The organism is Streptomyces sp. NPDC012508 (assembly GCF_042902595.1).
Lineage (GTDB): Bacteria > Actinomycetota > Actinomycetes > Streptomycetales > Streptomycetaceae > Streptomyces.
Window position 1 is genome coordinate 305932 of record NZ_JBIBEO010000008.1, and the last position, 26004, is coordinate 331935.

Here is a 26004-nt window from a genome sequence, read left to right on the forward strand (position 1 = left end):
CTCCTGAATCACCCCCATGATCTCGACACGCTTGATCGAATCAATCCCCAGATCCGACTCCACACCCATGTCGAGCTCCAGCATCTCCGCCGGATAGCCCGTCTTCTGCGCCACCACCTCCAACAACACCGACCGCACCGTCTCCACGTCCACACCCGCAGACGCCACAGAGACAGCACCCGCGGCAGGGGCAGGGGCAGGGGCAGGAGCGGAAACGGGCTCCTGAGCCGGGGCCGGGGCCGCCTCCGGGACCGGAGTCCCGACCGGTACGGGCGGGGTCCAGCCCGGGGGCAGCGCCGGGAGGACCGGGGGCTCCGGCAGGGCCGGCGCCTGGACTGCGGGCCTCGGCGCGGGGACGGACGGCGCAGGGACGGACGGCGCGGGGGCGGAGCGCGCGGGGGCCGCGGCGGCGGCACCGCCCATCTCCAGCTGGGCCAGCTGACGCAGCACGTCGTTGGCGTGCGCATGGGTGCGCCCGATCGCGAGGCCGTGCTCCTTGACGGAGCTCACACCCGGCAGCACCTGCTCCAACTGCCCCTGATCGGCTGCTCGTTCCAGGATGTGGGTGAGGCGCTCGACGCTCTGCAGCTGGCCGTTGAGGTACTCGTCGTGGAGGGAGAGATGGTCCGAGAGAAGTTCGGTGAAGCGATCACTGGGCATGTGCTCGTTCTCCTGAGCAGGGGGCTGGGTGTCCAGAGGGATCCGGACGTCCCCCGCTGCGGTACCGGTGACCGTCGGGACGGCCCGGGTCGGTTCGGGGAGGGGCTGCTCCGTCGCCCGCGCAGGGGCGGCCTGCGGGAGGCTCGGGGCCGGAGGTTCCGCACGTACGGCCGGCTGCTCCGCTCCACGCGCCCCAGGCAGGACGGCGGGCGCGGCGGCGGCCGGCACGGCGGCGACCGGCACGGCGGCCGAAACCGGTGTCACGGCCGAAACCGGTGTCACGGCCGAAACCGCTGCGGCGGCGCCGTTCGGTGCGACGGCCGCGGGCACCCGGTAGCCGTTGGACAGGGCATCCTGGTACGCGGCCCGGCGCTCCGGGGACACGTAGTTGATGCCGTTCAGCATCAGCGACATGCCCTTGGTCGGGACGGGCTCCTCCACGGCGGCGGCATACCGGTCGGTGACGGCGACCGGGAGACCGAGCACCGCGAGCCGGGCCACGGACTGCTTGAGGGTGAGGTCGGCGTCCTTGCCCGGTCCACCGTCGAGGGCGATCGCGCTGTGCGGGCGGTCGCCCAGGATGCGGCCGACCAGCCCCGTGAGGACGGACTGGGGACCGAACTCGACGAAGACCCGGAACCCGTCCGCGTACATCTCCTCGACACGCGTCGCGAACTCCACCGGGTTGATGAGCTGTTCGGCGAGGACACGACGGTTGTCGACGGGGTCCGTGCCGTAGACGGCGCCGGGGCTGTTCGCGTAGACGCGCCCACGCGGCACGCCGATGTCGACGGTGTCGACGACGGCCCGGAAGTCGTCCACGGCGTGAGCGACGAAGGGGGTGTGGAAGGCCGCGGAGACCGGCAGCCGTCGGGCGCGCACCCCGGCGAGGCCCGCGGCCTCGACCAGGCGGTCGACCTCGGCGGTGGCGCCGCCGATCACGATCTGGTCGGGCGCGTTGCGGTTGCAGACGCGCAGCCCCTCGCGCTCCGCCAGGAGTTCGGCGACGCGCTCCTCGGGGGCGAAGACGGCGGCCATCGCGCCGGTGTCCTCGGCGGCCTGCCCGGAGGCGGGCGACATGGCCCGGCCGCGGGCGCGGGCCAGCTGGTGGAGGGTGTCCTCGTCGTACGCCCCAGCCGCGTAGAGGGCGGTGAGTTCGCCGAAGCTGTGGCCGAGGAAGCCCTCGGCCTCGAAGCCGAGTTCGGTGAGGTACCGGAAATGACCGGCGGAGAGGGCACCGATGGCCGGCTGGGCATAGGCGGTGGCCCGCAGGGCGGCCTCCTGGGCGGCGCGGCCCTCGTCGTCGACGAGCGGCGGCGGGAACGCCACCCTGGAGAGCGGGGTGTCCTCGCGGAAGTGCTGGTTGGCACGGTCGAAGGAGGAGCGCAGCGGGGGCAGCGCGAGGACGGCGCTCAGGCCCGGGTCGACGTACTGGCTGCCCTGTCCGGCGAAGAGCGCGGCCACCCGGCCCGTGTCGCCGGCGGACCGCCGGTAGTGGACCCCCTTGGGGTGGGACCACGCGTCGCGGTCCGTACGCGCGCGCAGTTCGCCCGCCGCGATGTCGCGCAGCGCGTCGGCCTCGGCCTCGTCGCGGGCCACGAAGGCCACCCGGGCGTGGGCCGCGGGGACGGGTCCGCCGGTGGGCGGCGTCTTCGCGGCGAGGGCCTCCGCGAGGGCCTCGGGGCCCGCGGCGTGCCAGAGGTGGACGCGGGCGACCGGGAAGCGGACCGCCAGGTCGTCGCCGTCGCCGTGCTCCTGGAGCACGGCGTGGAAGTTGGTGCCGCCGAAGCCGAACGCCGAGAGCGCCGCCCGGCGCTGGGGGCGCTTCGGGTCGCGGATCCAGGGCCGGGTTCTGGTGTTGACGTAGAACGGGCTGTCCGTGCCGAAGGCGGCGTTGGGCCGGTCCACGTTGATGGTGGGCGGCAGGACCTTGTGGTGCAGCGCGAAGGCGAGCTTGATCATCGAGGCCGCGCCGGCCGCCGCCTTGGTGTGGCCGATCTGGGACTTGACGCTGCCGATGGCGGCATAACCCCGTTCGCCGCCGTCCTTGGCGACCACCTCGGTGAGCGCGCTCAGCTCGGTCGCGTCGCCGACGGCCGTACCGGTGCCGTGCGCCTCGAAGAGCTCGATGCTGTCGGGGGCCGCGTCGGCGTCCTGGTAGGCGCGGCGCAGCGCCTCCATCTGGCCCTCCTTGCGGGGGGCGTAGATGGATTTGAAGCGTCCGTCGCTGGAGGTGCCGAGACCCCGGAGGACGGCGTACACCTGGTTGCCGTCGCGTTCGGCGTCGGCGAGGCGGCGCAGGGCCAGCATGCCGATGCCCTCACCGATCAGCGTTCCGTCGGCCTCACTGTCGAACGGGCGGATCCGCCCGGACTTGGAGAGCGCGGGCGTCTTGCTGAAGCAGAGGTACATGAAGATGGTGTTCTCGGCGTCGCAGCCGCCGGTGAGCATGGTGTCGGCGCGCCCCTCGAGGAGCTCGCTGACGGCCGTTCGGACCGCGCCGAGCGAGCTGGCGCAGGCGGCGTCGATCGTCATGTTGATGCCGCCGAGGTCGAACCGGTTGGCGATACGGCCGGCGACGACGTTGCCGAGCATGCCGGGGAAGGAGTTCTCCTCCCACGGGGCGTACGCCATACGGAACTTGGCGGCGATCTCCTCGGCGTCGCGCTCGGAGAGCCCGCAGCTCCTGACCACTTCCTTGAGCACGGGGCTCTGGAGCCGGGCGGTGAGCGGCTGGGTCAGCTGGTTGGCGCCGGTGATGCCGAGGACCACGCCGGTGCGCTTCGGGTCGTACCAGCCCTGGTCGGCTCCGGCGTCCTTGAGAAGGTCGCGGGTGACCGTGAGGCTCAACAGCTGGAGCACATCGGTCACTTCGAGCGTGTTCGGCGGGAGGCCGAACTCGAGGGGGTTGAAGGGTACGTCGGGGATGAAGCCGCCGCGCCTGGCGTAGGTCTTGTCGGGCACCGAGGGGTCGGGGTCGTAGAACTCGTCGACGTCCCAGTGCCCGGCGGGCACATCGGTGGTGCAGTCGGCCGCGGCCACGACGTTGGCCCAGAACTCCCGTACGTTCTGCGACTTCGGGAAGAGCCCGGACAGGCCGACGATGGCGATGGGGTCCCGGGCCAGTCTGCGGTCGAGCATCCGTTCCTGGAATTCGTTCACTGCGTGTCCCTCCGGGTGGTGACGAGCTGTGGAGGCCGGGCGTCCGGAATCAGACCGGCGATGGCCCGCGAGGCGTCCGGGCGGATCAGCATGGTGTAGTGGTCGCCGGGCACGGAGTGCGCCTCCACCGTGCGATCGGCCAGTTCGGCCCAACCGAGGGTCGGGTCGGAGGGGATGAGGCTGTGCCGCGCCTTGATCTGGGTGAGGGGCACGGTGGCGGGCAGCGGACGGTACGGCGAGGTCAGCCGGTTGTTGCGCAGGAGCCCCGCCGTGTAGGCGTCGAAGAGCTTCCGGATGCTCTGCACCGGCGTCCCCTCGGGCAGCGCGCCGCACGCCACGGCGTCCTGGAGCAGCTGCTCCAGTCCGGCGAGGACATGGTCGGCGCCGACGGCCGAGGACGGAACCTCGGACGACGTCGCGGCCGGGGGGACGGACGGGGTACGGAAGGGAACATCCGTGCCGCGCTTGGCGCCGAGGAACATCGCGAACCAGCGCAGGACGATCCTGGGGTCGACGAAGTCGTCCTCCGCGTAGGTGTACGTCTCCGTCGGCGCGATGCTGTCGAGCAGCACGATGCCGTCCGGCCTTTCCTCGGGCTTCAGACGCTCCGTCATCCCGTGTGCCAGGACACCGCCGAAGGACCAGCCGACGAAGGTGACGGGCCCGGCCGGGCCTCCGCCCCCCGCTTCCGCACTGCCGGCGACGTCCGCGCGGTAGGCGTCGATCAGGATGTCGACCAGGCGGTCGACGGTCAGGTCGGACGCGCCGGGATTCAACGCCGCCTCCACGTACGCGGGGACGGCGCCGACGTCGAGCACCGCGAACCCCGTGTCCTGCGGCAGCGCTCCGGCCAGGTTGGCCCAGGTCGCGACCGGCAGGGCACCGGGGTGAACGGCGTAGACGGTACGGCCACCGGGCGGGGTCGCCCGGTGACGTACCAGCACCTGTGCGGCGGCCGCTCTGCTAGGCCGCCGCGCCACGCTGAGCACTCTCCTCGGCGATGTGTGCCGACAGGGCCTCGATGGTCGGGTGGTACCACAGCGCCGTGGTGCCCAGCTCGAACCCGAGCCAGTTCTCCATCTCGCCGGCGATGACGAGCGCCTCGGTGCTGTCGAGGTCGAGCTCGTCGAAATACTGCCCGGGGGAAATGCTCGACGGGTCTTCACCGAGCCGGTCCGCGATCTTCTGCACAAGCCATTCCTGAACCTCGCCGGCCGTGACCTTGACCATTACCTGTTCCTTTCTAGAACCTGCACGCACCTGCCACCCCGGACGCCACTGAAACAGGCTTCCGGGGTGCACAGGTGTACGTGAGAGAACAATGAGCGGTCAGGCCTCCGCTCGCAGTTCGAAAGCCTAGGGAGAGCGTCACCGATTGTGCAACACACCCCTGGGTAAACGACTTCCCATTTCGGAAGCACCGACCGTGGCCGGCCCGGAGACGGCAGCGGCCCGGCGCAGCCGGGCCGACCAGGAACGACACCGGGATTCCGCTCCGCGCATCCCCTCGGCCCACCCCTCCGTACGCAGACGAGTCGGTGGAAACGGGCTCGGCGACCCCATCGAGCCTGGTCCGAAGCTCTTTCGGAATGTCAGCGGCGCGTCAGAAGCAGCTCAGCGCGCCGTCCGGGCGCTTTCGTATGATGTGAAAGAGCCAATGGAATTCCATGCCCCATTCACCTTGCTTCGCCGCGATCCGAATCACCCACCAGGCGCGCCGCGCACCCTCGACCCGGCTGGGTCCCATCAATTCGACTGCGTTGCGGCACAAATGATTTCGACGGCGTGACGTCCAGGAATCCAAGAAGGAAGAAATCCCTCACCACGTCTTCTCTCCGACGCCTGAAGAAGATCCGGAAGAATGCGACCGGAAACGAGGTGTCCTGGGCGGTCGCAGCTCTCCACGAGGGGCCGGCATGCCGTCGATAAAGCCTCGTCGACAGGTGGCGGAATTCTTCGGACAGGGAACGTGCGCGACGTACGGGCAAGAGCACGGCCGGAACGGCGCACCTCACCCGGCGACCGCCCCCACCCCCCGCTCGACGACGAGCCGTACGAGCTCCGGGGCGGCGCCCAGCGGCGCGGACAGGACGTCCGCCCCGGCGGCCGCCGCCTCGGCGGCGATCCGGTCGGGTAGCAGGCCGGGCGCGAGGACGTACGGCGCGACGGCCACCCGCGGCACCCGCCGGGCGCGCAGTTCCCGTACGGCGTCGCCGGGCCGCCGCCCGGGACCGGTGACGTACGCGGGAAGGGCGTCGCGCCAGCCGGCCTGCCGCAGCGCTCCGGCGACGGCGGCGACGGACGCGCGCGCGTCGGCGTCCCTCGACCCGGTCGCGGCGACGACGACGCCGGTCGATTCCCGGTCGGCGGTCCCCGACCCGGCTTCGAGAAGCCGCCGTTCGAGAGCGGCGACGAGCAGGGGCGATCCGCCGAGGACCTCTGTCGTGCGCACGGGCACGGCCCAGTCCCCGGCCAGGGCCGCGGGCAGGTCCGTCGTCGCGTGGTAGGCGCGGGAGAGAAGGAGGGGGACGACGACGACCCGATCGGCGCCGTCGGCGACGCTGTCGCCCAACACGTCGGCGATTCCGGGTCGGTCGAACTCCAGGAAGGCCAACTCGGTCCGCAGGCCGGCGAGGGACCGGACGCCGTCGGCGAGCGTGCGCAGGGTGGCCGAGTGGCGGGGGCCGCGGCTGCCGTGGGCCACCAGGAGCAGGGCAGTCCCGGCCGGACCCACCGTACGTACGACGGGCGTGGCATGCGGTCCGTGCGGGGCGAGCATGCGACCGACGGACATACGGCACCTCCTGGGCCCCCCGTACGACGGGAGGTTCCGCCGCGCTCGGCACGCTAGGCGAGGCCGGTCACACGCCACTGACCGGGCGCTGACCGACCCCGGAGCGGACGCCGCCGGCGGGCGGAACGGGAAGCGGACCGGTGGGGTTCACCGGTCCGTTTCACTTCGAGGCGGAGGTTCAGGCGCTGCGCAGTTGGCCGAACGGCGACTCTCCCCGCACGACCGCGCCCCCATTTCCGGCCACGTCGAGCGTGAGGGTGGGGTCCCGGCGGAGCATCCGCTGGTGCGCGTCACGAACGGCCTCGGACGGTTCGAGTCCGAGCTCCGTCACGAGCCGCGTGTGCAGCCGGCGGTAGGTCTCGAGGGCCTGCCAGATCCGCCCGACCTGGTACTGCGTGACCATCAGCTGAAGATGGAACCGCTCGTGCATCGGATAGCGGGCCGTCAGCTCCGTGAGCCTGCTCAGGACCTCGGCGGTGTGCCCGGAGGCCAGGTCGACGGCGACGCAGGTCTCCAGGACGCTGAGGCACGACTCCTCGAGCCGCAGCGTCTCGACCCTGAGCGGCGGGCCCTGGGCGACGTCCGAGAGGGCGTTGCCCCGCCACAGGGAAATGGCCTGGTTGAGCAGTTCGGAGGCGCGCGGGTGGTCTCCGCGGCGTGCTGCCGCGAGGCCGGCCGCGGCCAGGCTCTCGTGCTCCAGCGCGTCCACGTATCCGGGACCTATGTTGAGGACGTAACCGCCGTGCGTGGTCGCGAGGATCTCCTTGACGCGGCACTCCGTCCCGCTCTTCACACCGGCGGCGGTGATCGCACGCCGCAACTGCATCATGTACGTCTGCAACGTCGCCTGGGCGCTGCGCGGTGGGCTGTCGCCCCAGAGTTCGTCGATCAGCTCCCACATGGGCACCGTGTGCCCGGCTCTCAGTGCCAGTAGGGCCAGCACCTGACGGTGCTTGGCAGCGCTGGGTGTCCACGCCGTACCACCCAGATGCGCGGCCAACGTCCCCAGCAACTTGATCTCCACTTAGCCAACTCCCCCCCGACCAGTAAGCACCTTGATGCTGGCAGGGACGATCAAATTCCAGTAGTGATCCGGTCACCAATCGGCCGTGAACGGCAACGTGATCGCTTTGGCCGGATCTCGACTCCAGCGAAAGCCCAGAGGGGCATCAGACGCGTCTCAAGTACCGGCTCCCGGTGCCGTGTGAGGCTTCCCCCATGAGATTCACCATCCTCGGACCGGTCGGAATCGTCACGAACAACGAGTTGACCCCTGTCGCCGGTCACCGGCAGCGCATCCTCCTCGCCTCCCTGCTCCTGGCGGACGGACGGCTCCTCACCAACGAGCAGCTCTACAACGAACTGTGGGGCGACGACCCGCCGCACACGGCCCACAACGCCCTCCAGGCCCAGGTGTCCCGCCTCCGCCGCACCCTCAGCCGGCTGTCCGCCTCCTCCGACGACACGCCGCCCGTGGTCACCCACTCGGCCGGCTACGTCCTGAAGGTCGATCCGAGCGCCGTCGACATGCACACCTTCCGGAGTCGCACGACGGAGGCGAGACGCGTCGCCGACAAGGACCCGGGCCGCGCGGTCGACCTCCTGGACTCCGCCCTCGCCCTCTGGCGCGGCAAACCGCTCCAGGACGTCGGCAACAGCCCCCTCTGCCACAGCATGGCCGTCCAGCTGGAGGAGGAGTACCTCACCGCCCAGGAGACCCGCCTGGAGCTCAAACTCCACTGCGGCCGCACGGAGGAGGCGATAGGCGAACTGCGCGCGATCAGCGTGGTCCATCCCTGGCGCGAGAGGATCACCGAGATGCTGATGCTCTCCCTCTACCACGTGGGCCGCCGCGCCGAAGCGCTGGAGACCTACCACAGCGCCCGCCGCCAGCTCACGGACCACCTGGGCATCGAACCCTCCCGCCGCCTCAAGGACACGCTCCGCGTGATCCTCCACGAGGAGCCCACCCCCACGCCCCGCACACGACCGGTCCTGGTCCGCTGACCTCAGGCGTCCTTCATGACCGGCGCCAGGATCCACGACTGCCGAGGGAACCGAGGGGCGGAGTCGGCGTCGTCCGGAAAGCCATGCCGGTCGACCCCGTTCACGACGGCCGGTCGGCGGTGGAAACCTCCGGCTTGTCGGGCTCGTTCGCGGTCGGTGGAAGCCCGGTGAGAAAGGCGCGGATCTCGTCGGCCTCGGGGACGGCCAGGGCGGTGTAGAGGTCGAGGGCCTGCCGGGCGTGGTCGTGGGCGAGGTCGATGCGGCCGAGGTCGCGGTGGACGTGCGCCAGGCCGTCGTGGGCGCGGGCCTGCTCGGGGCGGTAGCTGCACTCGCGGGCGAGGGTCAGCGCGGTGTCGTGTTCGGCCGCGGCCCGGGCGAGGTCGCCCATGGACCGTGCGGCTTCCGCTAGGGCGTTGAGCGACTCGGCCTCGTCTCCGGGGAAGTCGAACCTGCGGCTCAGCTCCAGGGCCTGGTGGTGATGGTGCCGGGCCTCGTCGTAGCGGCCCTGCCGTTGGTAGACCAGCCGGATGTTGTTGAGCACGACGGTCTGGCCGATGCGGGACCCCGTCTCGCGGTGCACGTTCAGCGCCTGCCGGTGGTGCTCGTGGGCGTCCTCGTACCGTCCTTGGCATTCGTGGACGATGCCGAGGTCGGTCAGGCACCTGGCCGCGCCGACGCGGTCGCCGAGCTCGCGGAAGAGCTCGAGGGCCTGCGCGCTGTGGTCGTGGGCCTGGTCGTACTCCCGCCGTCGCCTGGAGACGGCGCCGAGGGCCTGCAGCGCGCCGGCCGCCGCGCCCTGGTCGCCGATCCCGCGCGCGAGGTCCAGGGCGTTCCGGTAGTGCTCGGCCGCCTGCTCGTAGGCGCCGTGCCACCAGAAGTACACCTGGCCGCGGTCGATGAGCGTGCGGGCTTCGGCTGCCGAGTCGCCGCTCCGGCGGGCGGCTCGCAGTGCCAGGTCGTTGAGGGCCAGCGCGTCGGCCTGGTGGGCGTGGCCCAGCAGGTAGCGGTGCAGGGTGGCGGCCAGTTGGCTGGTGTGCGGCAGCCAGTCGTGCTCGGCCGCGTACTGGCCGGTCGCCATGAGGTTCGCGCGTTCGCTGTCCAGCCAGGTGATCGCCTCGGCCTCGTCCTGCGGGGGCCAGGCCGGGGCGTCCGGCGCGGGGATGCGTGGCCTGCGGTCCTTGCCCTCGGGGTAGAGGTGGTCGATGGCCGTGCTCGCGAGGTGGAGATAGTGGTGGAACAGCCGGCCGAGGGCCTCGCGCTGGGCATTGAGGGGTTCCTGGGCGGCCGCGGTGGCGAGGGCGTGTTCGCGCAGCAGGTCGTGGAAGGTGTAGCGGCCGAGCTGGTGCTGGGTCAGGACATGGGCGTCCAGGAGGTCTTCGAGGAGCGTCTCGGCCTCATCCAGCGGGAGGTCGGCCAGCGCGGAAGCCGCCTCGGGGCTGATGTCGCGGCCCGGCTGGAGCCCCAGGAGCCGGAACATGCGTTGCTGGTCCTCGGTCAACTGCTCGTACGACAGCGTGAACGCCGCTGCCACTCCTCGCTCCGAGGTGGCCAGCTCGGAGAGTCTGCGGCGCTGGTCGCGGAGCCGGTCGGCCAGGTATGCGACGGTCCAGCGGGGCCGATGGTGCAGGCGGGCGGCGGCGATGCGGACGGCCAGCGGCAGGAATCCGCACAACTGCAGGACATCGAGGACGGCCAGGGGTTCTGCGCCCGCCCGTTCGCCGACGATCGCCGTGAACAGCTCCACGGCCTCCGCGGCGGGCAGGACGTCCAAGGACAGGGCGTGTGCCCCGTCGAGGTCGGTCAGCCGTCGGCGGCTGGTGATCAGGATGAGGGTGCGGGAGGCTCCGGGCAGCAACGGTCGTACCTGCTCGGCGCCGAGGGCGTTGTCGAGCACGGCCAGCACGCGACGGCCGGAGAGTTCGGACCGCCACAGCGCGGCGCGGTCGGCGACCGAAGCGGGTATGTGCTGGGCGGCCAGGCCGAGTTGGCCCAGGAGGATCTCGAGCGCGGCACCGGCGTCGAGGGGCGCCTGGCCGGCGGTGTGCGCCTGCAGATCGATGAAGAGCTGTCCGTCCGGGAAGTGATCCGCGAGGCGGTGCCCCGCGTGGACCGCGAGCGTCGTCTTGCCGACCCCTGCCATCCCGTCGATCGCCGAAATCGTCACGACGCCGCCGTTGTTGCCCGACCACAGGCGGATCAGCCCGTCGAGCTCGTCCTCGCGTCCGGTGAAGTCCGGGACGTCGTACGGAAGGAAGTTGATCCCCTGCGGCTTCGGCGGCGCGGTGACCGGCGGCCGTAGATCGGGGGCGTCCCGGAGGATGTCCTGTTCGAGCTTGCCGAACGCATGGCCGGGGTCCAGTCCCTGCTCTTCTGCCAGGGTCTCGCGGAAGGTTCGTGCCACCTGTAGCGCGTCGGTCTGGCGTCCGGCGCGGTGCAGGGCGAGCATCAGCTGGCAGCAGAGCCGTTCCCGCAGAGGGTTGGCCGCCGCGTGGACGGACAGTTCGTCGATGAGGTCGTCGTGCCGCCCCCGGGCCAGTTCCAGCTCGGCCAGGCGCTCGACGGCGGTCAGCAACTGCCCGTTCAGACGTGCTCTGGCGCCCTGGACGTAATGGGCGGTGATGTCGGCCAGCGGCTCTCCCCGCCACAGCGCCAGCGCCGCACGTATCTGGTCCGCGGTCTCCCCCGGGTCGTCGGAGACGTCCGCTGCCTTGGCGGTCAGGCTGGTGAACTCGTCCAGATCGAGCTGTCCCGGCTCGGGGGTGATCACGTACCCGGCCGGCCGCGTGGCCAGCATCCGGTCGGCTTCCGAAGCGCGCAGCATGCGACGGATCGCGGCGATGGTGGTCTGGATCTGTGCGCGGGCGGAATCCGGGGGCAGCGGCCCCCACATGGCGTCGATCAGGCGATCCGCACTGATCGGGACCCCGGCATGCAGCAACAGGTAGGCGAGCACCGCGCGGTGGCGGGGTGCAAGGCCGGGCGCGTCCGAACCGGGAGCCACGGCCTCCACCGGGCCGAGGATCTTGAACCGCATGCCGTCACTCCAGAGGTCACCAGCGCGTGCATCGAGGAAGCATCGGGAATGTATCAAGATCACCCTGCATGGTTGTCGGCATGCAAGGACTCCACACCGTCGAACCGGAGATCACGACCGATGAAGCCGCAGCTCTCTTCACCGCCACCCACCAGGCCCTGGGGGTCGTCCCCAACCTGGCCAGGGTGATGGCGAACAGCCCGGCCGTGCTGAAGGGGTACGTGGACGCCGTCACCGCCCTGGGCGCGGAGGGAACCCTGTCGGCGGGCGTACGCGAGCGGATCGCGCTGCTGGTGGCGCAGGAGAACAGATCCGACTACTGCCTCTCCGTGCATGCGTTCCGCGGGACGAAGGTGGCCGGGCTGAGTGCGGCCGAGGCCACCCGCGCGCGGCGGGGCGAGGCCGACGACCCCTGGGCCGCCGCTGTCCTGGAGCTGGCCGCCGTGATGGTCCGTGAGCGCGGAACCCTTGCCGACGAGCAACTGGCCGCCGCCCGGCGCGCCGGCCTGTCCGACGGGCAGATCGTCGAGGTCGTCGCCCATGTCGCCCTCAACGTGTTCACCAACTACCTCGCCACGGCCGCCCGAGTCGACATCGACTGGCCGCTGGTGCGCCACACCGACTGAAAGAACGCGGACGCGGTGATCCGGTAGAGCCGGGTCGTCCGAACCGGGTCGCCCCAGCCCCCTCCGTCGCGGTCCCTCGGCGGACGGCAGCGCACCCTCGGGACCATCCCGACGTACGAACAACTCGACGACGAAAGACATCACCTTGACCACAGCAGTACACGTCAATCCGCTCCAGCGCGTTTCGGCCGCCGATGCCGTCGCGTGGCATCAGGTCGTCGCGGCCTCGACGGCCCACGACCTGCCCGGAGTGCCGACCCCCGACCCCGGACAGATCCACGCCCAGCTCACCAAGCCCGCCCTGGGCAGCCACCGGCTGACCTGGCTGGCCACCGCTGCCGACGGGCGCCCTGTCGGAGTCGCAGCCCTGCGGGTGTTCACCTCCCCGGGCCAGGAGCACCTGGCCGAACTGGAACTCCACGTCGACCCCGCACACCGCCGCACGGGAGCCGGCTCCCGCCTGCTGTCGGCGGTCGTGGCGGCCTGCCGCACCGAGAACCGGCGCAGCCTGATCGCCACAGCCGCGGCGGACGGTCCGGGCGAGGCCTTCAGCGAACGGTCGGGCTTCCGACGGGCGCTGACCCTGGATCACCTCATGCTGCGCCTCGACGGGACGGACGCGGACGACCTGCTCCGGATCGCCGATGCCGAGCACCCCGGCTACCGGCTGACCGGCTGGACCGGAACGGTTCCCGACGACCTCGCCGCCGCTTTCGCCGCGGCCAAGAACGCGATGAACGACATGCCCGTCGGAGACCTGGACTACGGCAGTGTGGCGTGGGACGCGGACCGCGTTCGCGCCATGGCCGCGGTCGTCGCCGACCGCGGGGACACGCTGCTGACCGTCGCCGCCGTCCACGACGACGGCACCATGGCCGGCTACACCGAGATCCTGATCCCCCAGGGCTCGGCGCCGCGCGTCCAGCAGTACGACACGGCGGTCGTGCCCGCGCACCGCGGCCACGGGCTGGGGCTGTGGGTCAAGGCCGCCATGGTGCGCCGGCTGCGCGACGAGCACCCCGGCGTCGTCGAGATAGAGACGGACAACGCCGACGACAACGTCCACATGCTGGCGGTCAACCACCGCATGGGCTTCCGCTCCTACCGGCGCACGCGCGAGTTCCAGCTCGACGTCCCCGCGACCTGATCCGTACCACCTCCACCTCACCTCCGACACGCAGAAGCGAGAAGACGTGCGCAAGCTGATCTACTACATATCCGCCACCCTCGACGGCTACATCGCAGGCCCCGAGGGCCAGTACGACTTCCTCCCCTTCGAGGGCGAGGAAGCCGCGGCGATCCTCGCGGACTTCCCCGAGACCATGCCCACACCCGCGCGTGAGCCGTTCGGCGTCGCCGACCGGGCCGCCCAGCGGTTCGACACGGTCATCATGGGCCGCGCGACCTACGACCCGGGCCTGAAGGCCGGGCTCACCAGCCCGTACGCCCACCTGACGCAGTACGTCGTCTCCCGCTCGCTCGTCAGCCCCGATCCGGCGGTGACCGTCGTCGACGACCCGGTCGCGCTCGTCCGTGAGCTCAAGGCACAGGACGGCATGGACATCTGGCTGTGCGGCGGCGGCAAGCTGGCGGCCGTCCTGGGCGACGAGATCGACGAACTGATCATCAAGCGCCACCCGATCTTCATCGGATCCGGCATCCCTCTGTTCGACGGCCCCTTCACCCCGACGCGCTTCGCCCCGGTCGCCACACGGTCCTTCGACTCCGGGTTCACCATCACTCACTTCGCGAAGGAACTGGCATGAACGTCTCCGCCTCCACCCTCTCCCTGACCGTCGCCGACGTGGACGCCTCCCGCGCGTTCCTCTGCACCCACCTCGGCTACGAGGTGGCCATGGCCGACGACGGCTTCGTGTCCCTGACGCGCGGGGACGCCGCCGTCGATGTCGTCCTGCTCCGCGGAGGTACGGACGTCCTCCCGCCCGAGCAGCGCGACCAGCGGGCGGCCGGTCTGATCCTGGCGCTCACCGTCACCGACCTCGCGGCGGAGGAGGCCAAGCTGCGCGCGGCAGGCGCCCCCATCACCATGCCGCTGCGCGAAGAGCCGTGGGGCGAGCGGCTGTTCCAGATGACCGACCCGAACGGTGTCGTCGTCCAGCTCGTCGAATGGGCGGCCACCGCCGACGGCCATCCGGCCGACGACGAGAGCGCCGCCATGGTCGTGATCACACCCTCCACCGACCACGTCACCATCTCCCCGAACGCCACCATGGCCGGCCTGGCGGCCCCCAGCCGCGGCAGCTCCGAACTCAGCACCTGGACGGTCACGATGGACGCCGGCGCCACCGGCCCCGAGCACTCCATCAGCCGTGAGCAGGTCTGGACGGTCACCGCGGGTGCGCTGGAGGTGACCTGCCTCGGCCGCACGGAGAAGGTCGCGGCCGGCCAGACCCTGATCCTGCCGCCGGGCCTCCTCCGCCGGATCCACGCTCCGGAACAGGCCGAGGCCCACGTCTCGATGCCCGCCGACGGGGTCGCGTCCGTTCCCGGCACCGAGGGCACTCGTGAACTGCCCTGGGCCATGTAGCTCGACAGACACAGCCGAAGAAACCACGAACAGCACAAGACAGGAGATTCACAACATGCGTGCGCTGTTGTCGACATATGGATCGCGCGGGGACGTCGAACCGCTGGTGGGGCTCGCGGTGCGGTTGCGGGAGCTCGGCGCGGAGGTGCGGGTGTGCGCGCCGCCGGACGAGGTCTTCGCGGAGCGGCTGGCCGGGGTCGGCGTGTCCGTGGTGGGTGTCGGCCGGTCGGCCCGCGCGCTGACGACCGCGGCTCCGCCGCCGTCGAAGGACAATCTGCCCCAGCGCGCAGCGGAACTGATCGCCAGTCAGCTGGAGGTGATGCCCGCGGCGGCAGAGGGGTGCGACGTGCTGGTGGCGACGGGGGCGATGCCGGCCATCGCCGGTGCGCGTTCGGTGGCCGAGAAGCTGGGCATCCGCTACGTGTCCGCGATCTTCCAGCAGCTGACCCTGCCTTCGCCGCAGCGCCCGCCGCTGGCATACCCCGGGCGGCCGTTCCCGCCGGAGGTGACCGACAACCGGGCGCTGTGGGAGCTGGACGCCCAGAGCATCGACGCGCTGTTCGGCGAGGCGCTGAACACCAACCGGGCGTCGATCGGCCTGCCCCCGGTGGACAACGTCCGCGACTACGGCTTCGGCGACCGGCCGTGGCTGGCGACGGACCCGGTGCTGGACCCGTGGCGGAAGACGCCGGACCTCGACGTCGTACAGACGGGCGCCTGGGTGCTGCCGGACGAACGCCCCCTGCCCGCCGACCTGGAGGCGTTCCTGGACGCCGGCGCCCCACCGGTGTACGTCGGCTTCGGCAGCATGGCCGTACGCGGGGGTGACGAGGCGGCGCGGGTTGCCATCGAGGCGGTCCGGGCGAAGGGCCACCGGGTCCTCGTCGGGCGCGGCTGGGCGGAACTGGGCCTCATCGACGACCGGGACGACTGCTTCGCCGTCGGCGAGGTCAACCATCAGCAGCTGTTCGGACGCGTGGCTGCCGTCGTGCACCACGGCGGTGCGGGTACGACGACGACGGCCGCTCGGGCCGGCGCACCGCAGGTGGTGGTCCCCCAGCTGGCGGACCAGCCGTACTGGGCCGCCCGGGTGGCCGACCTCGGCATCGGCGTAGCCCACGACGGCCCGGTTCCGACCGTCGACTCCCTGTCGGCCGCGCTCGGGACGGCCCTGGCCCCGGAAACCGGCAGCCGGGCGAAGGCCGTGGCCGGCGAGGTCCACACCGACGGCGCGGCAACGGCAGCGAAACTACTCCTCGACACCGTCGGCTGAGGAAGGGAAGGGGCCCGCGAGTCGTCAGCTGCCCTGCTTCACCGGCTCAAGGATCGCCACGCACTCCACATGGTGCGTCATCGGGAACAGGTCGAACGCGCGCAGCGTCCGGACCCTGTAGCCGCCCTCCTTGAAGTAGGCGATGTCGCGGGCCAGGGCCGCCGGGTCGCAGGCCACGTATGCGATGCGGCGGGCGCCCAGGCCGGCGAGGTGCTTGACCGTCTGCTTGCCGGCGCCCGCGCGGGGCGGGTCCAGGACGATCAGGTCGACCTCGGAGATGCGGGTGCGCGGGAGGACGGTCTCGACCTTGCCCTGCTCGATGCGGACCCGGTCGTAGGCCTCCAGGTTGTGGCGGGCGTCCTCCACCGCGCGCTTGCCGGACTCGATGCCGAGCACCGCGCCCTGGTCGCCGACGCGGTCGGCGATCGCGCCCGCGAAGAGGCCGACGCCGCAGTAGAGGTCGAGGGCCGTGTCGCCCTTGCGGGGCATCAGGCCCTGCATCACGGCGAGGACCAGCGTCTGGGCGGCCTTCGGGTGGACCTGCCAGAAGCCGCCGTTGCCGACGCGGTACGTGCGGTCGTCGGCGCGCTCGCGGACGAAGGGGCGGCCGTGGACGCGGTGGACGCCGCCGTCCTTCTCGTCGACGCGGAGCACCGAGACCGGCTTGTCCAGCTCCACCAGCGGGAGGCGGGCGCCGGGGCGGGGAGTGAGGATGACCTGGCGGTCGCCGGAGCCGGAGGCCGCGATCGCCTCGACCGAGGCCATGCCCTCCCAGTCGCGCTTCTCGATGCCGAGCTCGGAGACCCCGGGCGCCGCGATCATGCAGTGGTCGATCACCTCGACCTCGTGCGAGCGGTGCCGGCGCAGGCCGGCGTGGCCCTCGGTGTCCACCGCGTACTGGACGCGCGTGCGCCACTGCGGGACCTCGCCCGCCGGGACCTTGTCGCCCTCGGCCGGCATGACGGTGCCGTCCCAGCCGGCCTCCTCGGGCGTGAGCCCGGCCAGGCGCTGGAGCTGCTCGGCGACGACCTCGCCCTTGAGGCGGCGCTGGGCGCCCGGCTTGGCGTGCTGCCAGTCGCAGCCGCCGCACTTGCCCGGGCCCGCGAACGGGCAGGGCGCCTCCACCCGGTCCTTGGACGCCTCCAGGATCGTGACCGCGTCCGCGCGCAGGTAGCGGGACGTCTCCTCGCCCTCCGTGACCCGCGCGACGACCCGCTCGCCCGGCAGCGCGTGCCGGACGAAGAGGACCCGGCCGCCCTCCGTACGCGCGATGCAGTGGCCGCCGTGGGCCACCGGGCCGACCTCGACCTCGTACTCTTCCCCGACCAACGAAGAAACAGGTGCGTTCTGCATGACGGGGTGACTCCAGAGAAAGAGAGAGGTGGGCTGCCGCTAGCGGCAGCCCACCAGTCTACGTGCCCTTGCCGGTCGATTCCTTCGCGCGCTTCTCGACCGGACCGCGGCGCACCGAACCCGGCGCGTTCCAGTCCTGGCGCTTCCTCGCCCGCTTCCGCGCGGCCTCGGAGGACTGCAGCTGGTACGGGACGGACGTCACCATCACGCCGGGGGTGAAGAGCAGGCGGCCCTTGAGGCGCAGGGCGCTCTGGTTGTGCAGCAGATGCTCGTACCAGTGGCCGACGACGTACTCGGGGATGTAGACCGAGACGGCGTCGCGCGGGCTCTCGCGGCGGATGTTCTTCACGTACTCGATCACCGGCCGGGTGATTTCGCGGTACGGCGAGTCGAGGATCTTCAGCGGTACGTTGATCCCGCGCCGCTCCCACTCCTCCCGCAGCGCCTTGGTCTCCGCCGGGTCGACGTTGACGCTCAGCGCCTCCAGCTCGTTCGCGTGGAGCAGCTTGGCGTACGCGAGCGCGCGCAGCGTCGGCTTGTGCAGCTTGGAGACGAGGACGACGGACCGGACGCGCGACGGGCGTACGTACTCGTCGGGGCGCTCCTCGGCGGCGGCGATCTCGTCCGCGACCGAGTCGTAGTGCCGGCGGATCGCGGTCATCGTCCCGTAGAAGATCACCATGCCGAGCAGCGCGACCCAGGCGCCGTGCGTGAACTTGGTGGCGAGGACGACGACCAGGACCAGGCCGGTGAAGAAGGCACCGAAGGTGTTGATCGCGCGGGAGCGGATCATGTGGCGGCGCTTGGCCGGGTCCTTCTCGGTCCTCAGGTGCCGGTTCCAGTGCCGGACCATGCCGGTCTGGCTGAGGGTGAAGGAGACGAAGACGCCGACGATGTACAGCTGGATCAGCTTCGTCGAGTCGGCGCCGTAGACCCAGACCAGGAGCGCGGCGGCGCCGGCGAGGAGCACGATGCCGTTGGAGAAGGTGAGCCGGTCGCCGCGGGTGTGCAGCTGGCGCGGCAGGTAGCGGTCCTGGGCGAGGATCGAGCCGAGGAGCGGGAAGCCGTTGTACGCCGTGTTGGCGGCCAGGAAGAGGACGAGCGCCGTGGCCGCGGCGAGGAGCACGAAGAAGAACGTTCCGTCGCCGAACACGGCGGCGGCGACCTGGGAGATCACCGGGTCCTGGACGTAGCCCGGGCCGACCGGCACGCCGTTCTGCAGCAGGTCCTGGGCGGGCTTCTCGGCCATCCGTACGTCGGTGGCGAGGGCCAGGAAGATGATGCCGCAGAACATGGTGACGGCGAGGGCGCCCATGAGCGCGAGCGTCGTGGCCGCGTTCTTCGACTTGGGCTTGCGGAAGGCGGGGACGCCGTTGGAGATCGCCTCGACGCCGGTGAGGGCGGCACAGCCGGAGGAGAAGGCGCGGAGCAGCAGGAAGAAGAGCGCGAAGCCGGCCAGACCCTGGTGCTCGGGCTTGATCTCGAAGTCGGCGGTGGGGGCCTTCATGGTCTCGTCGAGGACGATCCCCTTGTAGGCGCCCCAGGCGATCATGATGAAGACCCCGGCGACGAAGACGTACGTCGGGATGGCGAAGAGGCTGCCCGACTCCTTCACCCCGCGCAGGTTCATCAGCGTCAGCAGCACGATGACGCCGACCGCGCAGAGGACCTTGTGCTCGACGACGAACGGGATGGCCGAGCCGAGGTTCTCGATTCCGGAGGAGATCGAGACGGCGACGGTCAGGACGTAGTCGACGAGCAGGGCGCTGGCGACGGTCAGTCCGGCCTTCGGGCCGAGGTTGGTGTTGGCGACCTCGTAGTCGCCGCCGCCGCTCGGGTAGGCGTGGACGTTCTGCCGGTAGGACGCGACGACCGTGAACATCAGGACGACGACGGCCAGCGCGATCCACGGGCTGAAGTGATAGGCCGACAGACCCGCGATCGACAGGACGAGCAGCACCTCGCCGGGTGCGTACGCCACCGAGGACAGCGGGTCGGAGGCGAAGACAGGGAGGGCGATGCGCTTCGGAAGCAGGGTCTCCCCGAGCTTGTCGCTGCGCAGAGCCCGTCCGATCAAGATCCGTTTGGGCAGGTCGGTCAGTTTGGACACGGAGAGGATCGTAAGCGTTCGAAAACAGCCATGCTCACCGCGACCCCCAATCCGCACGGAATCTCCCTGGCGGGGACCGCGGATGCGGTCCCGAAAGGTGTTGCCGCATAAGCTCGGATCGGGCAGCACGGCAGGGCGCTGCCCGCCACGGCCCGGGCCAGTCGGGTGAGGAAAGTTGTGAGCAGGGTGTATTCGCAGGTCAGTAAGACGATCAGGAGTGCGGGGTAAGGGGACGTGCACATCGTCATCATGGGCTGCGGGCGAGTGGGAGCCGCTCTCGCGCAGACCCTGGAGCAGCAGGGGCACACCGTCGCCGTCGTGGACCAGGACCCGACGGCTTTCCGCCGTCTCGGCTCCGGCTTCGGCGGACGGCGTGTCACCGGCGTCGGCTTCGATCAGGACACGCTGCGCGAGGCGGGGATCGAGGAGGCCGGTGCCTTCGCCGCGGTGAGCAGCGGCGACAACTCGAACATCATCGCGGCGCGGGTCGCCCGCGAGATGTTCGGCATCGAGAACGTGGCCGCCCGGATCTACGACCCCCGGCGCGCCGAGGTCTACCAGCGTCTGGGCATCCCGACCGTCGCCACGGTCCGCTGGACCGCCGACCAGATGCTGCGGCGCCTCCTGCCGTCCGGCGCGGAGCCGCTGTGGACCGACCCCAGCGGCGGGGTGCAGCTCGCCGAGGTGCACACGTCCGCCGCGTGGATCGGCCACAAGATCAGCAAGCTGCAGGACGAGACGGGCGTGCGCGTGGCGTTCCTCACCCGGCTGGGCGAGGCGATCATCCCCTCCTCGCAGACCGTGCTGCAGGAGGGCGACCTCGTGCACGTGATGATGCGTACGGACGAGATCGCGAAGGTCGAGGAGGCCTTCGCCGAGGGTCCTGAGGAGGGCGGTCACTGATGCGTGTCGCTATTGCGGGCGCGGGTGCGGTGGGCCGTTCCATCGCGGGCGAGCTCCTGGAGAACGGCCACGAGGTCCTGCTGATCGACAAGGCGCCCACCGCCATCTCGGTGGAGCGGGTGCCGCAGGCGGAGTGGCTGCTCGCCGACGCCTGCGAGATCACCTCGCTGGACGAGGCGGCGCTGCAGCGCTGCAACGTGGTGATCGCGGCCACCGGTGACGACAAGGTGAACCTGGTCGTCTCGCTGCTCGCGAAGACCGAGTACGGCGTGCCGCGCGTGGTCGCCCGGGTGAACAACCCCAAGAACGAGTGGCTCTTCAACGAGTCCTGGGGCGTCGACGTCGCCGTGTCGACCCCGCGTCTGATGTCGGCCCTGGTGGAGGAGGCGGTGAGCGTCGGCGACCTGGTCCGGCTGCTGCGCTTCAGCCACGGCGACGCGAACCTGGTGGAGCTGACGCTCCCGCCGGAGTCGGCAGTCGCGGGGACGTCCGTGGGCGATGTCGCCTGGCCGCAGGACACCTCCCTGGTGACGATCATCCGGGGCTCGCGGGTGCTGACCCCGAGCCCGGAGGAGACTCTGGAGGCGGGCGACGAGCTCCTCTTCGTGGCCGCCCAGGCGCGCGAGGAGCAGCTGGAGGACCTGCTGTCGGTCCGCCGCGACGAGGGCGCCGCCGGCTGAGTCCGGCCGGTACGACGAAGGGCCCGGGACCTTGTTGAGGTCCCGGGCCCTTCGTCGTACCGGTGACGCCGTCGAATCGGTCGTACCGGCGTACCGGTCACGCTTCCGGATCCGGCGTACGTACTGGTTACGCCTCCGGCGGGCGCGACGCGGCCGCCTTACGGGCCTTCTCGGCCTTCTCCTCCGCCTCCATCTCGGCGAAGACGTCGATCGGCGGCGGGGCCTTCGCCAGGAAGACCCACGTCAGGTACACCGCGAGCAGGAAGGGCGGGATCTTCAGCGCGACGAGGACCCAGCCGAACTTGGTCGTGTCGGCCCACCAGTACATCGGGAAGAGGATCGCGCACTTGCCGAGCAGGATCAGGCCCCACGCCCAGCTCGCCTTCGCGTAGGCCTTCTTGCGGCCGGGGTTACGGGTCCGCCAGGAGAGGTTCTCCTTGAAGACCGGGCCGAGGATGAGGCCGATCAGCGGGACGCCCGCGAGGGTGGTGATGATGTACGCGAGGGCGAGGCCCAGCGTGTACAGCATGCCCGGCAGGTAGAAGTCCTTGGCGTTGCCGGTCATCATCGCGAAGACCACACCGAACGCGACACCGAAAACACCGCTGAAGGCGTGCTTCACGGTGTCCCGGCGGATCAGCCGGACGGCGACGAGGACCAGGGAGACCGCGAGTGCCGCGATCGCCGAGATGTGCAGGTCCTTGTTGATCGTGAAGATCGTGACGAAGAGCAGGCCGGGGACGACCGTCTCGATCATGCCCCGAAGGCCGCCGAAGGCCTCGAACAACGCGGCCTCGGTGACCTCCTTCGAGGCCTGGCTCTGCTGAGCGCCCTTGCTGTCCGGGGCGTCCTGATCCGTCGTCGGCTTGTCGAGCGACGTCACCGGCTACTCCTGTCCGAGCGGTCGGAGCTCGTATTTGGGGTTGAAGAGGACCCGCCGGCCGTGGCTCATGGAGATCCGGCCGGAGGCGATCAGCTTGCGGCCCGGCTCGATGCCCACGATGGACCGCCGGCCCAGCCACACCACGTCCAGCGGGGCCGTGCCGTCGAACAGCTCGGCCTCGAGGGCGGGCACACCCGCCCGGGGGCGCAGCGTGACCGTGCGCAAGGTACCAGTCACCTTGACTATCTGGCGGTCGGAGCAGTCGCAGATACGCGTGCAGCCCGACGCTTCGGCGTCCTCCTGGAGCTCGACGGACTCCAGCTCCTCCTGCGAGGTGGACAGCCGGTCGAGCATCCGGCGGAAGCGTCCGGCCGGCTTCTCTGTACGCGGTGCAGCACTCATACAGAAAGCGTACCGGCCCCCACGGACTGGGGAATCGTCCTCCGGACGGACCCCGACAGGGCCTCTCCGGACGCTGCACCGGAAGCCCCGCGACGGTCGCACGGACGGCCCCACGGACCCCACGGACGACACCACGGGCCCCACGGGCCTCTCAACCGGCCCCCTCGAACGCCTCTCCCGAGCCCCGCCGGCTCCTCTGCCGGTCGATTCAGCGCTCGAAGCGGTAGCCCATGCCCGGTTCGGTGACGAAGTGGCGCGGGTGCGAGGGGTCGACCTCCAGCTTGCGCCGTAGCTGCGCCATGTAGACCCGCAGGTAGTTGGTCTCCGTGCCGTACGACGGGCCCCAGACCTCCTGGAGAAGCTGCTTCTGGCTCACCAGGCGCCCGCTGTTGCGGACGAGTACTTCGAGCAGGTGCCACTCGGTGGGCGTGAGGCGGACGTCACGCCCGTCTCGGTGGACCTTCTTCGCGGCCAGGTCGACCGTGAAGCCCTCCGTCTCGACCGTGACGACGCTGTCGTCGCCGCCGACCGGCTCGGCCCTGCGGACCGCGGCACGCAGCCGGGCCAGGAGCTCGTCCATGCCGAAGGGCTTGGTGACGTAGTCGTCGGCCCCGGCGTCGAGGGCCTCGACCTTCTCGTCGGAGGTCTGCCGGGCCGAGAGCACCAGGATCGGCACGCGGGTCCAGCCGCGCAGCCCCTTGATGACCTCGACACCGTCGATGTCCGGCAGGCCGAGGTCGAGGACGACCACGTCGGGATGGCGCTCGGCGGCGAGCCGAAGGGCGGTGGCGCCGTCGGGCGCCGCGTCGACCTCGTACTTGCGCGCCTTGAGGTTGATCACCAGCGCGCGGACGATCTGCGGCTCGTCGTCGACGACGAGAACCCGGGTCATCGAGGGCTTCCTTCTCTCTGCTGCGTACGTCGGGGAGTGCGGGGGGTGCGGGGAATCGGTGGGCTCACGTGGTCACCCGGGCGGGCACGTCGGCGGCAGGGGGCGGCGGTGGCCGTCCCGTCACGGCCTTGAGGGTGATCGTCATGGTCAGGCCGCCGCCGGGGGTGTCCTCCGCGGTGATGGTGCCCCCCATGGCCTCCACGAAGCCGCGGGCGACCGCGAGACCGAGGCCGACACCGGAGCCGCGCGGGGCATCGCCGAACCGCTGGAACGGCTCGAAGATGCCCTCCTTGCTCTCGTCCGGCACGCCGGGCCCTCGGTCGACGACCCGCAGCTCCACCCGCTCGCCCAGAGCGCTGGCGGAGACGACCACCGGCACACGTTCCGGACTGTATTTCACGGCGTTCTCGACGATGTTGGCGACGACGCGCTCCAGGAGCCCCTTGTCGACCTCGACCATCGGCAGCGTCTCGGGGATGTCCAGCTCGGCGCTGCCGTCGGGGACCCCGCCGAGCGCCATCGGGACGACCTCGTCGAGGTCGATGGAGCGGATCAGCGGGGTGACGGTGCCGGTCTGGAGCCGGGACATGTCGAGGAGGTTGCCCACGAGGTGGTCGAGCCGGTCGGCGCCGTCCTCGATGCCTTCGAGGAGTTCGGCCCGGTCCTGCTCGGACCACTCGATGTCGTCGGAGCGGAGGGAGGAGACGGCCGCCTTGATGCCGGCGAGCGGGGTACGCAGGTCATGGCTGACGGCCGCGAGCAGGGAGGTGCGGATCTTGTTGCCCTCGGCCTGCTTGCGGGCCTCCTCGGCCTCTCCGACGAGCCGCTGGCGGTCCAGTACGACGGCCGCCTGGGCGGCGAAGGCGCCGAGCACGCGCCGGTCCTCGGCGGGCAGCACCCGGCCGGTGAGCGCGAGGGCCAGATGCTCACCGACGGGCATGTCCACGTCGGCGTCCTCGGGCCGTGCGACGGGGCGCGCCCCCACGCTCGCCGCGCAGGTCCACGGCTCGACGTCGCTCTCCCGTTCGAGGAGCGCGACGGATTCCATGGCGAAGGTCTCGCGGACCCGTTCGAGCAGGGACTCCAGGCTGGTCTCGCCGCGCAGCACGCTGCCCGCGAGGAACGAGAGGGTCTCGGCCTCGGCCCTCAGCCGGGCCGCCTGATGGGTCCGGCGGGCGGCCAGGTCGACCACCGAGGCCACGGCCACGGCGACGCCGAAGAAGACGGCGATCGCGACGATGTTCTTCGGGTCGGCGATGGTCACCTGATGCAGCGGCGGGGTGAAGAACCAGTTCAGCAGGAAGGAGCCGAAGGCGGCCGACGCCAGCGCCGGCAGGAGTCCGCCGAGCAGCGCCGCGGCCACGGTCAGCGCCAGGAACAGCAGCATGTCGTTGGCCAGGCCGAGGTCCGCGTCGACATGGGTGAGCAGCACGGTGAGCAGCGCCGGGCCCCCGACGCCGGCCAGCCAGCCCCAGATGATCCGGGAGCGCCCGAGGCGGGTGCCGCGGGTGACGGGCAGTCCGCGGCCCTTGGCGACCTCCTCGTGGGTGACGATGTGGACGTCGAGGTCGGGGCCGGACTCGCGGGCGACGGTCTGGCCGACGCCGGGGCCGAACATGTACTGCCAGGTCTTGCGGCGGCTGGAGCCGAGGACGATCTGGGTGGCGTTGACGCCCCGTGCGAACTCGAGGAGCCCGGAGGGGATGTCGTCGCCTATGACGTGATGGAACGTTCCTCCGAGGTCCTCGACCAGGGTCCGCTGGACCGCGAGCTCCTTGGGCGAGGCGGCCGTGAGGCCGTCGCTGCGGGCGATGTAGACGGCGAGGACCTCGCCGCCCGCGCCCTTCTCGGCCAGCCGCGCGGCGCGCCGGATGAGCGTGCGGCCCTCGGGGCCGCCCGTGAGCCCGACGACGATCCGCTCGCGGGCCTGCCAGGTGGAGCGGATGCCGTGCTCGCCCCGGTACTGCTGGAGGTACTCGTCGACCCGGTCGGCGGTCCAGAGCAGTGCCAGCTCGCGCAGGGCCGTGAGGTTGCCGGGGCGGAAGTAGTTGGCGAGGGAGGCGTCGATCCGGTCGGGTTTGTAGATGTTGCCGTGGGCCATGCGGCGGCGCAGGGCCTGTGGCGACATGTCGACCAGCTCGATCTGCTCGGCGCGCCGCACCACCTCGTCGGGGACGGTCTCCTGCTGCCGTACGCCGGTGATCGACTCGACGACGTCGCCCAGCGATTCGAGGTGCTGGATGTTGACCGTCGATATGACGTCGATCCCCGCGGCGAGCAGCTCCTCGACGTCCTGCCAGCGCTTGGAGTTGCGGGAGCCCGGCACATTGGTGTGCGCCAGCTCGTCCACGAGGGCGACGGCCGGCTTCCTGGCCAGGACCGCGTCCACGTCCATCTCGGTGAAGGAGGTGTCGCGGTACGGGAGGGTGCGGCGCGGAACCTGTTCGAGGCCGTGCAGCATGACCTCCGTGCGCGGCCGGTCATGGTGTTCGACGAAGGCGACGACGCAGTCCGTGCCGCGCTCGACCCGGCGGTGTGCCTCGGAGAGCATCGCGTAGGTCTTGCCGACACCCGGTGCCGCACCGAGGTAGATCCGTAGCTTGCCCCGTCCCATGCCATGACCTTACGTCCAGCGAATCGGACATTCCGCACAAGGGGCAAGGGCGACGAGCCGTAT

The 26004-nt window shown here is 71.1% G+C and carries 20 protein-coding genes; 8 read left to right on the forward strand and 12 right to left on the reverse strand.

Annotated elements, in window-relative coordinates:
* The 5 genes from ACFY8U_RS27230 to ACFY8U_RS27250 all read right to left on the reverse strand — a co-directional run.
* On the reverse strand, positions 1–3822 hold a 3822-nt coding region (locus tag ACFY8U_RS27230), incomplete at its 3' end, for a beta-ketoacyl synthase N-terminal-like domain-containing protein (protein WP_389574719.1).
* Positions 3819–4802, reverse strand: coding sequence for a thioesterase domain-containing protein (locus ACFY8U_RS27235; protein ID WP_389574722.1), 984 nt, complete (start codon positions 4800–4802; stop codon positions 3819–3821). The genes ACFY8U_RS27235 and ACFY8U_RS27230, both read right to left, overlap by 4 nt.
* The gene (locus ACFY8U_RS27240) at positions 4786–5052 is read right to left on the reverse strand and encodes an acyl carrier protein (protein WP_071369419.1); all 267 of its coding nucleotides are present in this window, start codon (positions 5050–5052) and stop codon (positions 4786–4788) included. Before ACFY8U_RS27240 ends, ACFY8U_RS27235 begins: the two co-directional genes overlap by 17 nt.
* Positions 5053–5833: 781 nt before the next feature.
* On the reverse strand, positions 5834–6616 hold the full coding sequence (locus tag ACFY8U_RS27245; protein ID WP_389574725.1) for a sirohydrochlorin chelatase: 783 nt from the start codon (positions 6614–6616) through the stop codon (positions 5834–5836).
* Between the two features lie 178 nt (positions 6617–6794).
* A complete protein-coding gene (locus ACFY8U_RS27250) occupies positions 6795–7640 on the reverse strand; it encodes an AfsR/SARP family transcriptional regulator (protein WP_361679459.1) in 846 nt (281 codons plus the stop codon).
* 194 nt (positions 7641–7834) lie between these two features.
* Between ACFY8U_RS27250 and ACFY8U_RS27255 the strand changes: the two genes are divergently transcribed.
* On the forward strand, positions 7835–8623 hold the full coding sequence (locus tag ACFY8U_RS27255; protein ID WP_389574727.1) for a BTAD domain-containing putative transcriptional regulator: 789 nt from the start codon (positions 7835–7837) through the stop codon (positions 8621–8623).
* Positions 8624–8723: 100 nt separating this feature from the next.
* On the opposite strand, the gene ACFY8U_RS27260 is transcribed toward ACFY8U_RS27255, so the two are convergent.
* Complete coding sequence (locus tag ACFY8U_RS27260; RefSeq protein WP_389574730.1) at positions 8724–11657, reverse strand: BTAD domain-containing putative transcriptional regulator; 2934 nt, start codon at positions 11655–11657, stop codon at positions 8724–8726.
* A gap of 80 nt (positions 11658–11737) precedes the next feature.
* Between ACFY8U_RS27260 and ACFY8U_RS27265 the strand changes: the two genes are divergently transcribed.
* The 5 genes from ACFY8U_RS27265 (at position 11738) to ACFY8U_RS27285 (ending at position 16104) form a co-directional block, all read left to right on the forward strand.
* Positions 11738–12283: a carboxymuconolactone decarboxylase family protein gene (locus tag ACFY8U_RS27265; RefSeq protein ID WP_389574732.1), complete on the forward strand. Its 546-nt coding sequence runs from the start codon at positions 11738–11740 to the stop codon at positions 12281–12283.
* 145 nt (positions 12284–12428) lie between these two features.
* Positions 12429–13430 carry a GNAT family N-acetyltransferase gene (locus tag ACFY8U_RS27270; RefSeq protein ID WP_389574734.1) on the forward strand — a complete coding sequence of 334 codons (1002 nt, stop codon included), beginning with the start codon at positions 12429–12431 and terminating at the stop codon, positions 13428–13430.
* 46 nt (positions 13431–13476) lie between these two features.
* Positions 13477–14049: a dihydrofolate reductase family protein gene (locus ACFY8U_RS27275; RefSeq protein WP_389574736.1), complete on the forward strand. Its 573-nt coding sequence runs from the start codon at positions 13477–13479 to the stop codon at positions 14047–14049.
* Positions 14046–14831 carry a VOC family protein gene (locus tag ACFY8U_RS27280; RefSeq protein WP_389574739.1) on the forward strand — a complete coding sequence of 262 codons (786 nt, stop codon included), beginning with the start codon at positions 14046–14048 and terminating at the stop codon, positions 14829–14831. The genes ACFY8U_RS27275 and ACFY8U_RS27280 overlap by 4 nt, the downstream gene beginning before the upstream one ends.
* Positions 14832–14886: 55 nt before the next feature.
* Positions 14887–16104 carry a glycosyltransferase gene (locus ACFY8U_RS27285; protein WP_389574742.1) on the forward strand — a complete coding sequence of 406 codons (1218 nt, stop codon included), beginning with the start codon at positions 14887–14889 and terminating at the stop codon, positions 16102–16104.
* A 24-nt stretch (positions 16105–16128) separates the two neighbouring features.
* On the opposite strand, the gene ACFY8U_RS27290 is transcribed toward ACFY8U_RS27285, so the two are convergent.
* Together ACFY8U_RS27290 and ACFY8U_RS27295 are read right to left on the reverse strand one after the other, a co-directional pair.
* A complete protein-coding gene (locus ACFY8U_RS27290) occupies positions 16129–17457 on the reverse strand; it encodes a class I SAM-dependent RNA methyltransferase (protein WP_389574745.1) in 1329 nt (442 codons plus the stop codon).
* A gap of 58 nt (positions 17458–17515) precedes the next feature.
* Positions 17516–19567, reverse strand: a complete 2052-nt coding sequence (locus ACFY8U_RS27295) for an APC family permease (RefSeq protein ID WP_389574748.1) — start codon at positions 19565–19567, stop codon at positions 17516–17518.
* Between the two features lie 234 nt (positions 19568–19801).
* Between ACFY8U_RS27295 and ACFY8U_RS27300 the strand changes: the two genes are divergently transcribed.
* Both ACFY8U_RS27300 and ACFY8U_RS27305 read left to right on the forward strand, forming a co-directional pair.
* On the forward strand, positions 19802–20470 hold the full coding sequence (locus tag ACFY8U_RS27300) for a TrkA family potassium uptake protein (RefSeq protein ID WP_361769051.1): 669 nt from the start codon (positions 19802–19804) through the stop codon (positions 20468–20470).
* Positions 20470–21150: a TrkA family potassium uptake protein gene (locus ACFY8U_RS27305; RefSeq protein ID WP_361441851.1), complete on the forward strand. Its 681-nt coding sequence runs from the start codon at positions 20470–20472 to the stop codon at positions 21148–21150. Before ACFY8U_RS27300 ends, ACFY8U_RS27305 begins: the two co-directional genes overlap by 1 nt.
* A gap of 127 nt (positions 21151–21277) precedes the next feature.
* Here ACFY8U_RS27305 and ACFY8U_RS27310 read toward each other — a convergent pair whose 3' ends face one another.
* The 4 genes from ACFY8U_RS27310 to ACFY8U_RS27325 all read right to left on the reverse strand — a co-directional run bounded on the left by ACFY8U_RS27310 (position 21278) and on the right by ACFY8U_RS27325 (position 25941).
* Positions 21278–22033: a DUF3159 domain-containing protein gene (locus tag ACFY8U_RS27310; protein WP_389574751.1), complete on the reverse strand. Its 756-nt coding sequence runs from the start codon at positions 22031–22033 to the stop codon at positions 21278–21280.
* Between the two features lie 3 nt (positions 22034–22036).
* The gene (locus ACFY8U_RS27315) at positions 22037–22435 is read right to left on the reverse strand and encodes an OB-fold nucleic acid binding domain-containing protein (protein WP_260226041.1); all 399 of its coding nucleotides are present in this window, start codon (positions 22433–22435) and stop codon (positions 22037–22039) included.
* Positions 22436–22643: 208 nt separating this feature from the next.
* The gene (locus ACFY8U_RS27320) at positions 22644–23327 is read right to left on the reverse strand and encodes a response regulator (protein ID WP_361441844.1); all 684 of its coding nucleotides are present in this window, start codon (positions 23325–23327) and stop codon (positions 22644–22646) included.
* Between the two features lie 64 nt (positions 23328–23391).
* Positions 23392–25941: an ATP-binding protein gene (locus tag ACFY8U_RS27325; RefSeq protein WP_389574755.1), complete on the reverse strand. Its 2550-nt coding sequence runs from the start codon at positions 25939–25941 to the stop codon at positions 23392–23394.
* Between the last annotated feature and the right edge of the window lie 63 nt (positions 25942–26004).

Coding starts and splice junctions, on each gene's coding strand:
- ACFY8U_RS27280 (WP_389574739.1), top strand. CDS start 14,046: ATGAACGTCTCCGCCTCCACCCTCTCCCTGACCGTCGCCGACGTGGAC.
- ACFY8U_RS27320 (WP_361441844.1), bottom strand. CDS start 23,327: ATGACCCGGGTTCTCGTCGTCGACGACGAGCCGCAGATCGTCCGCGCG.
- ACFY8U_RS27325 (WP_389574755.1), bottom strand. CDS start 25,941: ATGGGACGGGGCAAGCTACGGATCTACCTCGGTGCGGCACCGGGTGTC.
- ACFY8U_RS27305 (WP_361441851.1), top strand. CDS start 20,470: ATGCGTGTCGCTATTGCGGGCGCGGGTGCGGTGGGCCGTTCCATCGCG.
- ACFY8U_RS27255 (WP_389574727.1), top strand. CDS start 7,835: ATGAGATTCACCATCCTCGGACCGGTCGGAATCGTCACGAACAACGAG.
- ACFY8U_RS27240 (WP_071369419.1), bottom strand. CDS start 5,052: ATGGTCAAGGTCACGGCCGGCGAGGTTCAGGAATGGCTTGTGCAGAAG.
- ACFY8U_RS27245 (WP_389574725.1), bottom strand. CDS start 6,616: ATGTCCGTCGGTCGCATGCTCGCCCCGCACGGACCGCATGCCACGCCC.
- ACFY8U_RS27290 (WP_389574745.1), bottom strand. CDS start 17,457: ATGCAGAACGCACCTGTTTCTTCGTTGGTCGGGGAAGAGTACGAGGTC.
- ACFY8U_RS27285 (WP_389574742.1), top strand. CDS start 14,887: ATGCGTGCGCTGTTGTCGACATATGGATCGCGCGGGGACGTCGAACCG.
- ACFY8U_RS27260 (WP_389574730.1), bottom strand. CDS start 11,657: ATGCGGTTCAAGATCCTCGGCCCGGTGGAGGCCGTGGCTCCCGGTTCG.
- ACFY8U_RS27265 (WP_389574732.1), top strand. CDS start 11,738: ATGCAAGGACTCCACACCGTCGAACCGGAGATCACGACCGATGAAGCC.
- ACFY8U_RS27315 (WP_260226041.1), bottom strand. CDS start 22,435: ATGAGTGCTGCACCGCGTACAGAGAAGCCGGCCGGACGCTTCCGCCGG.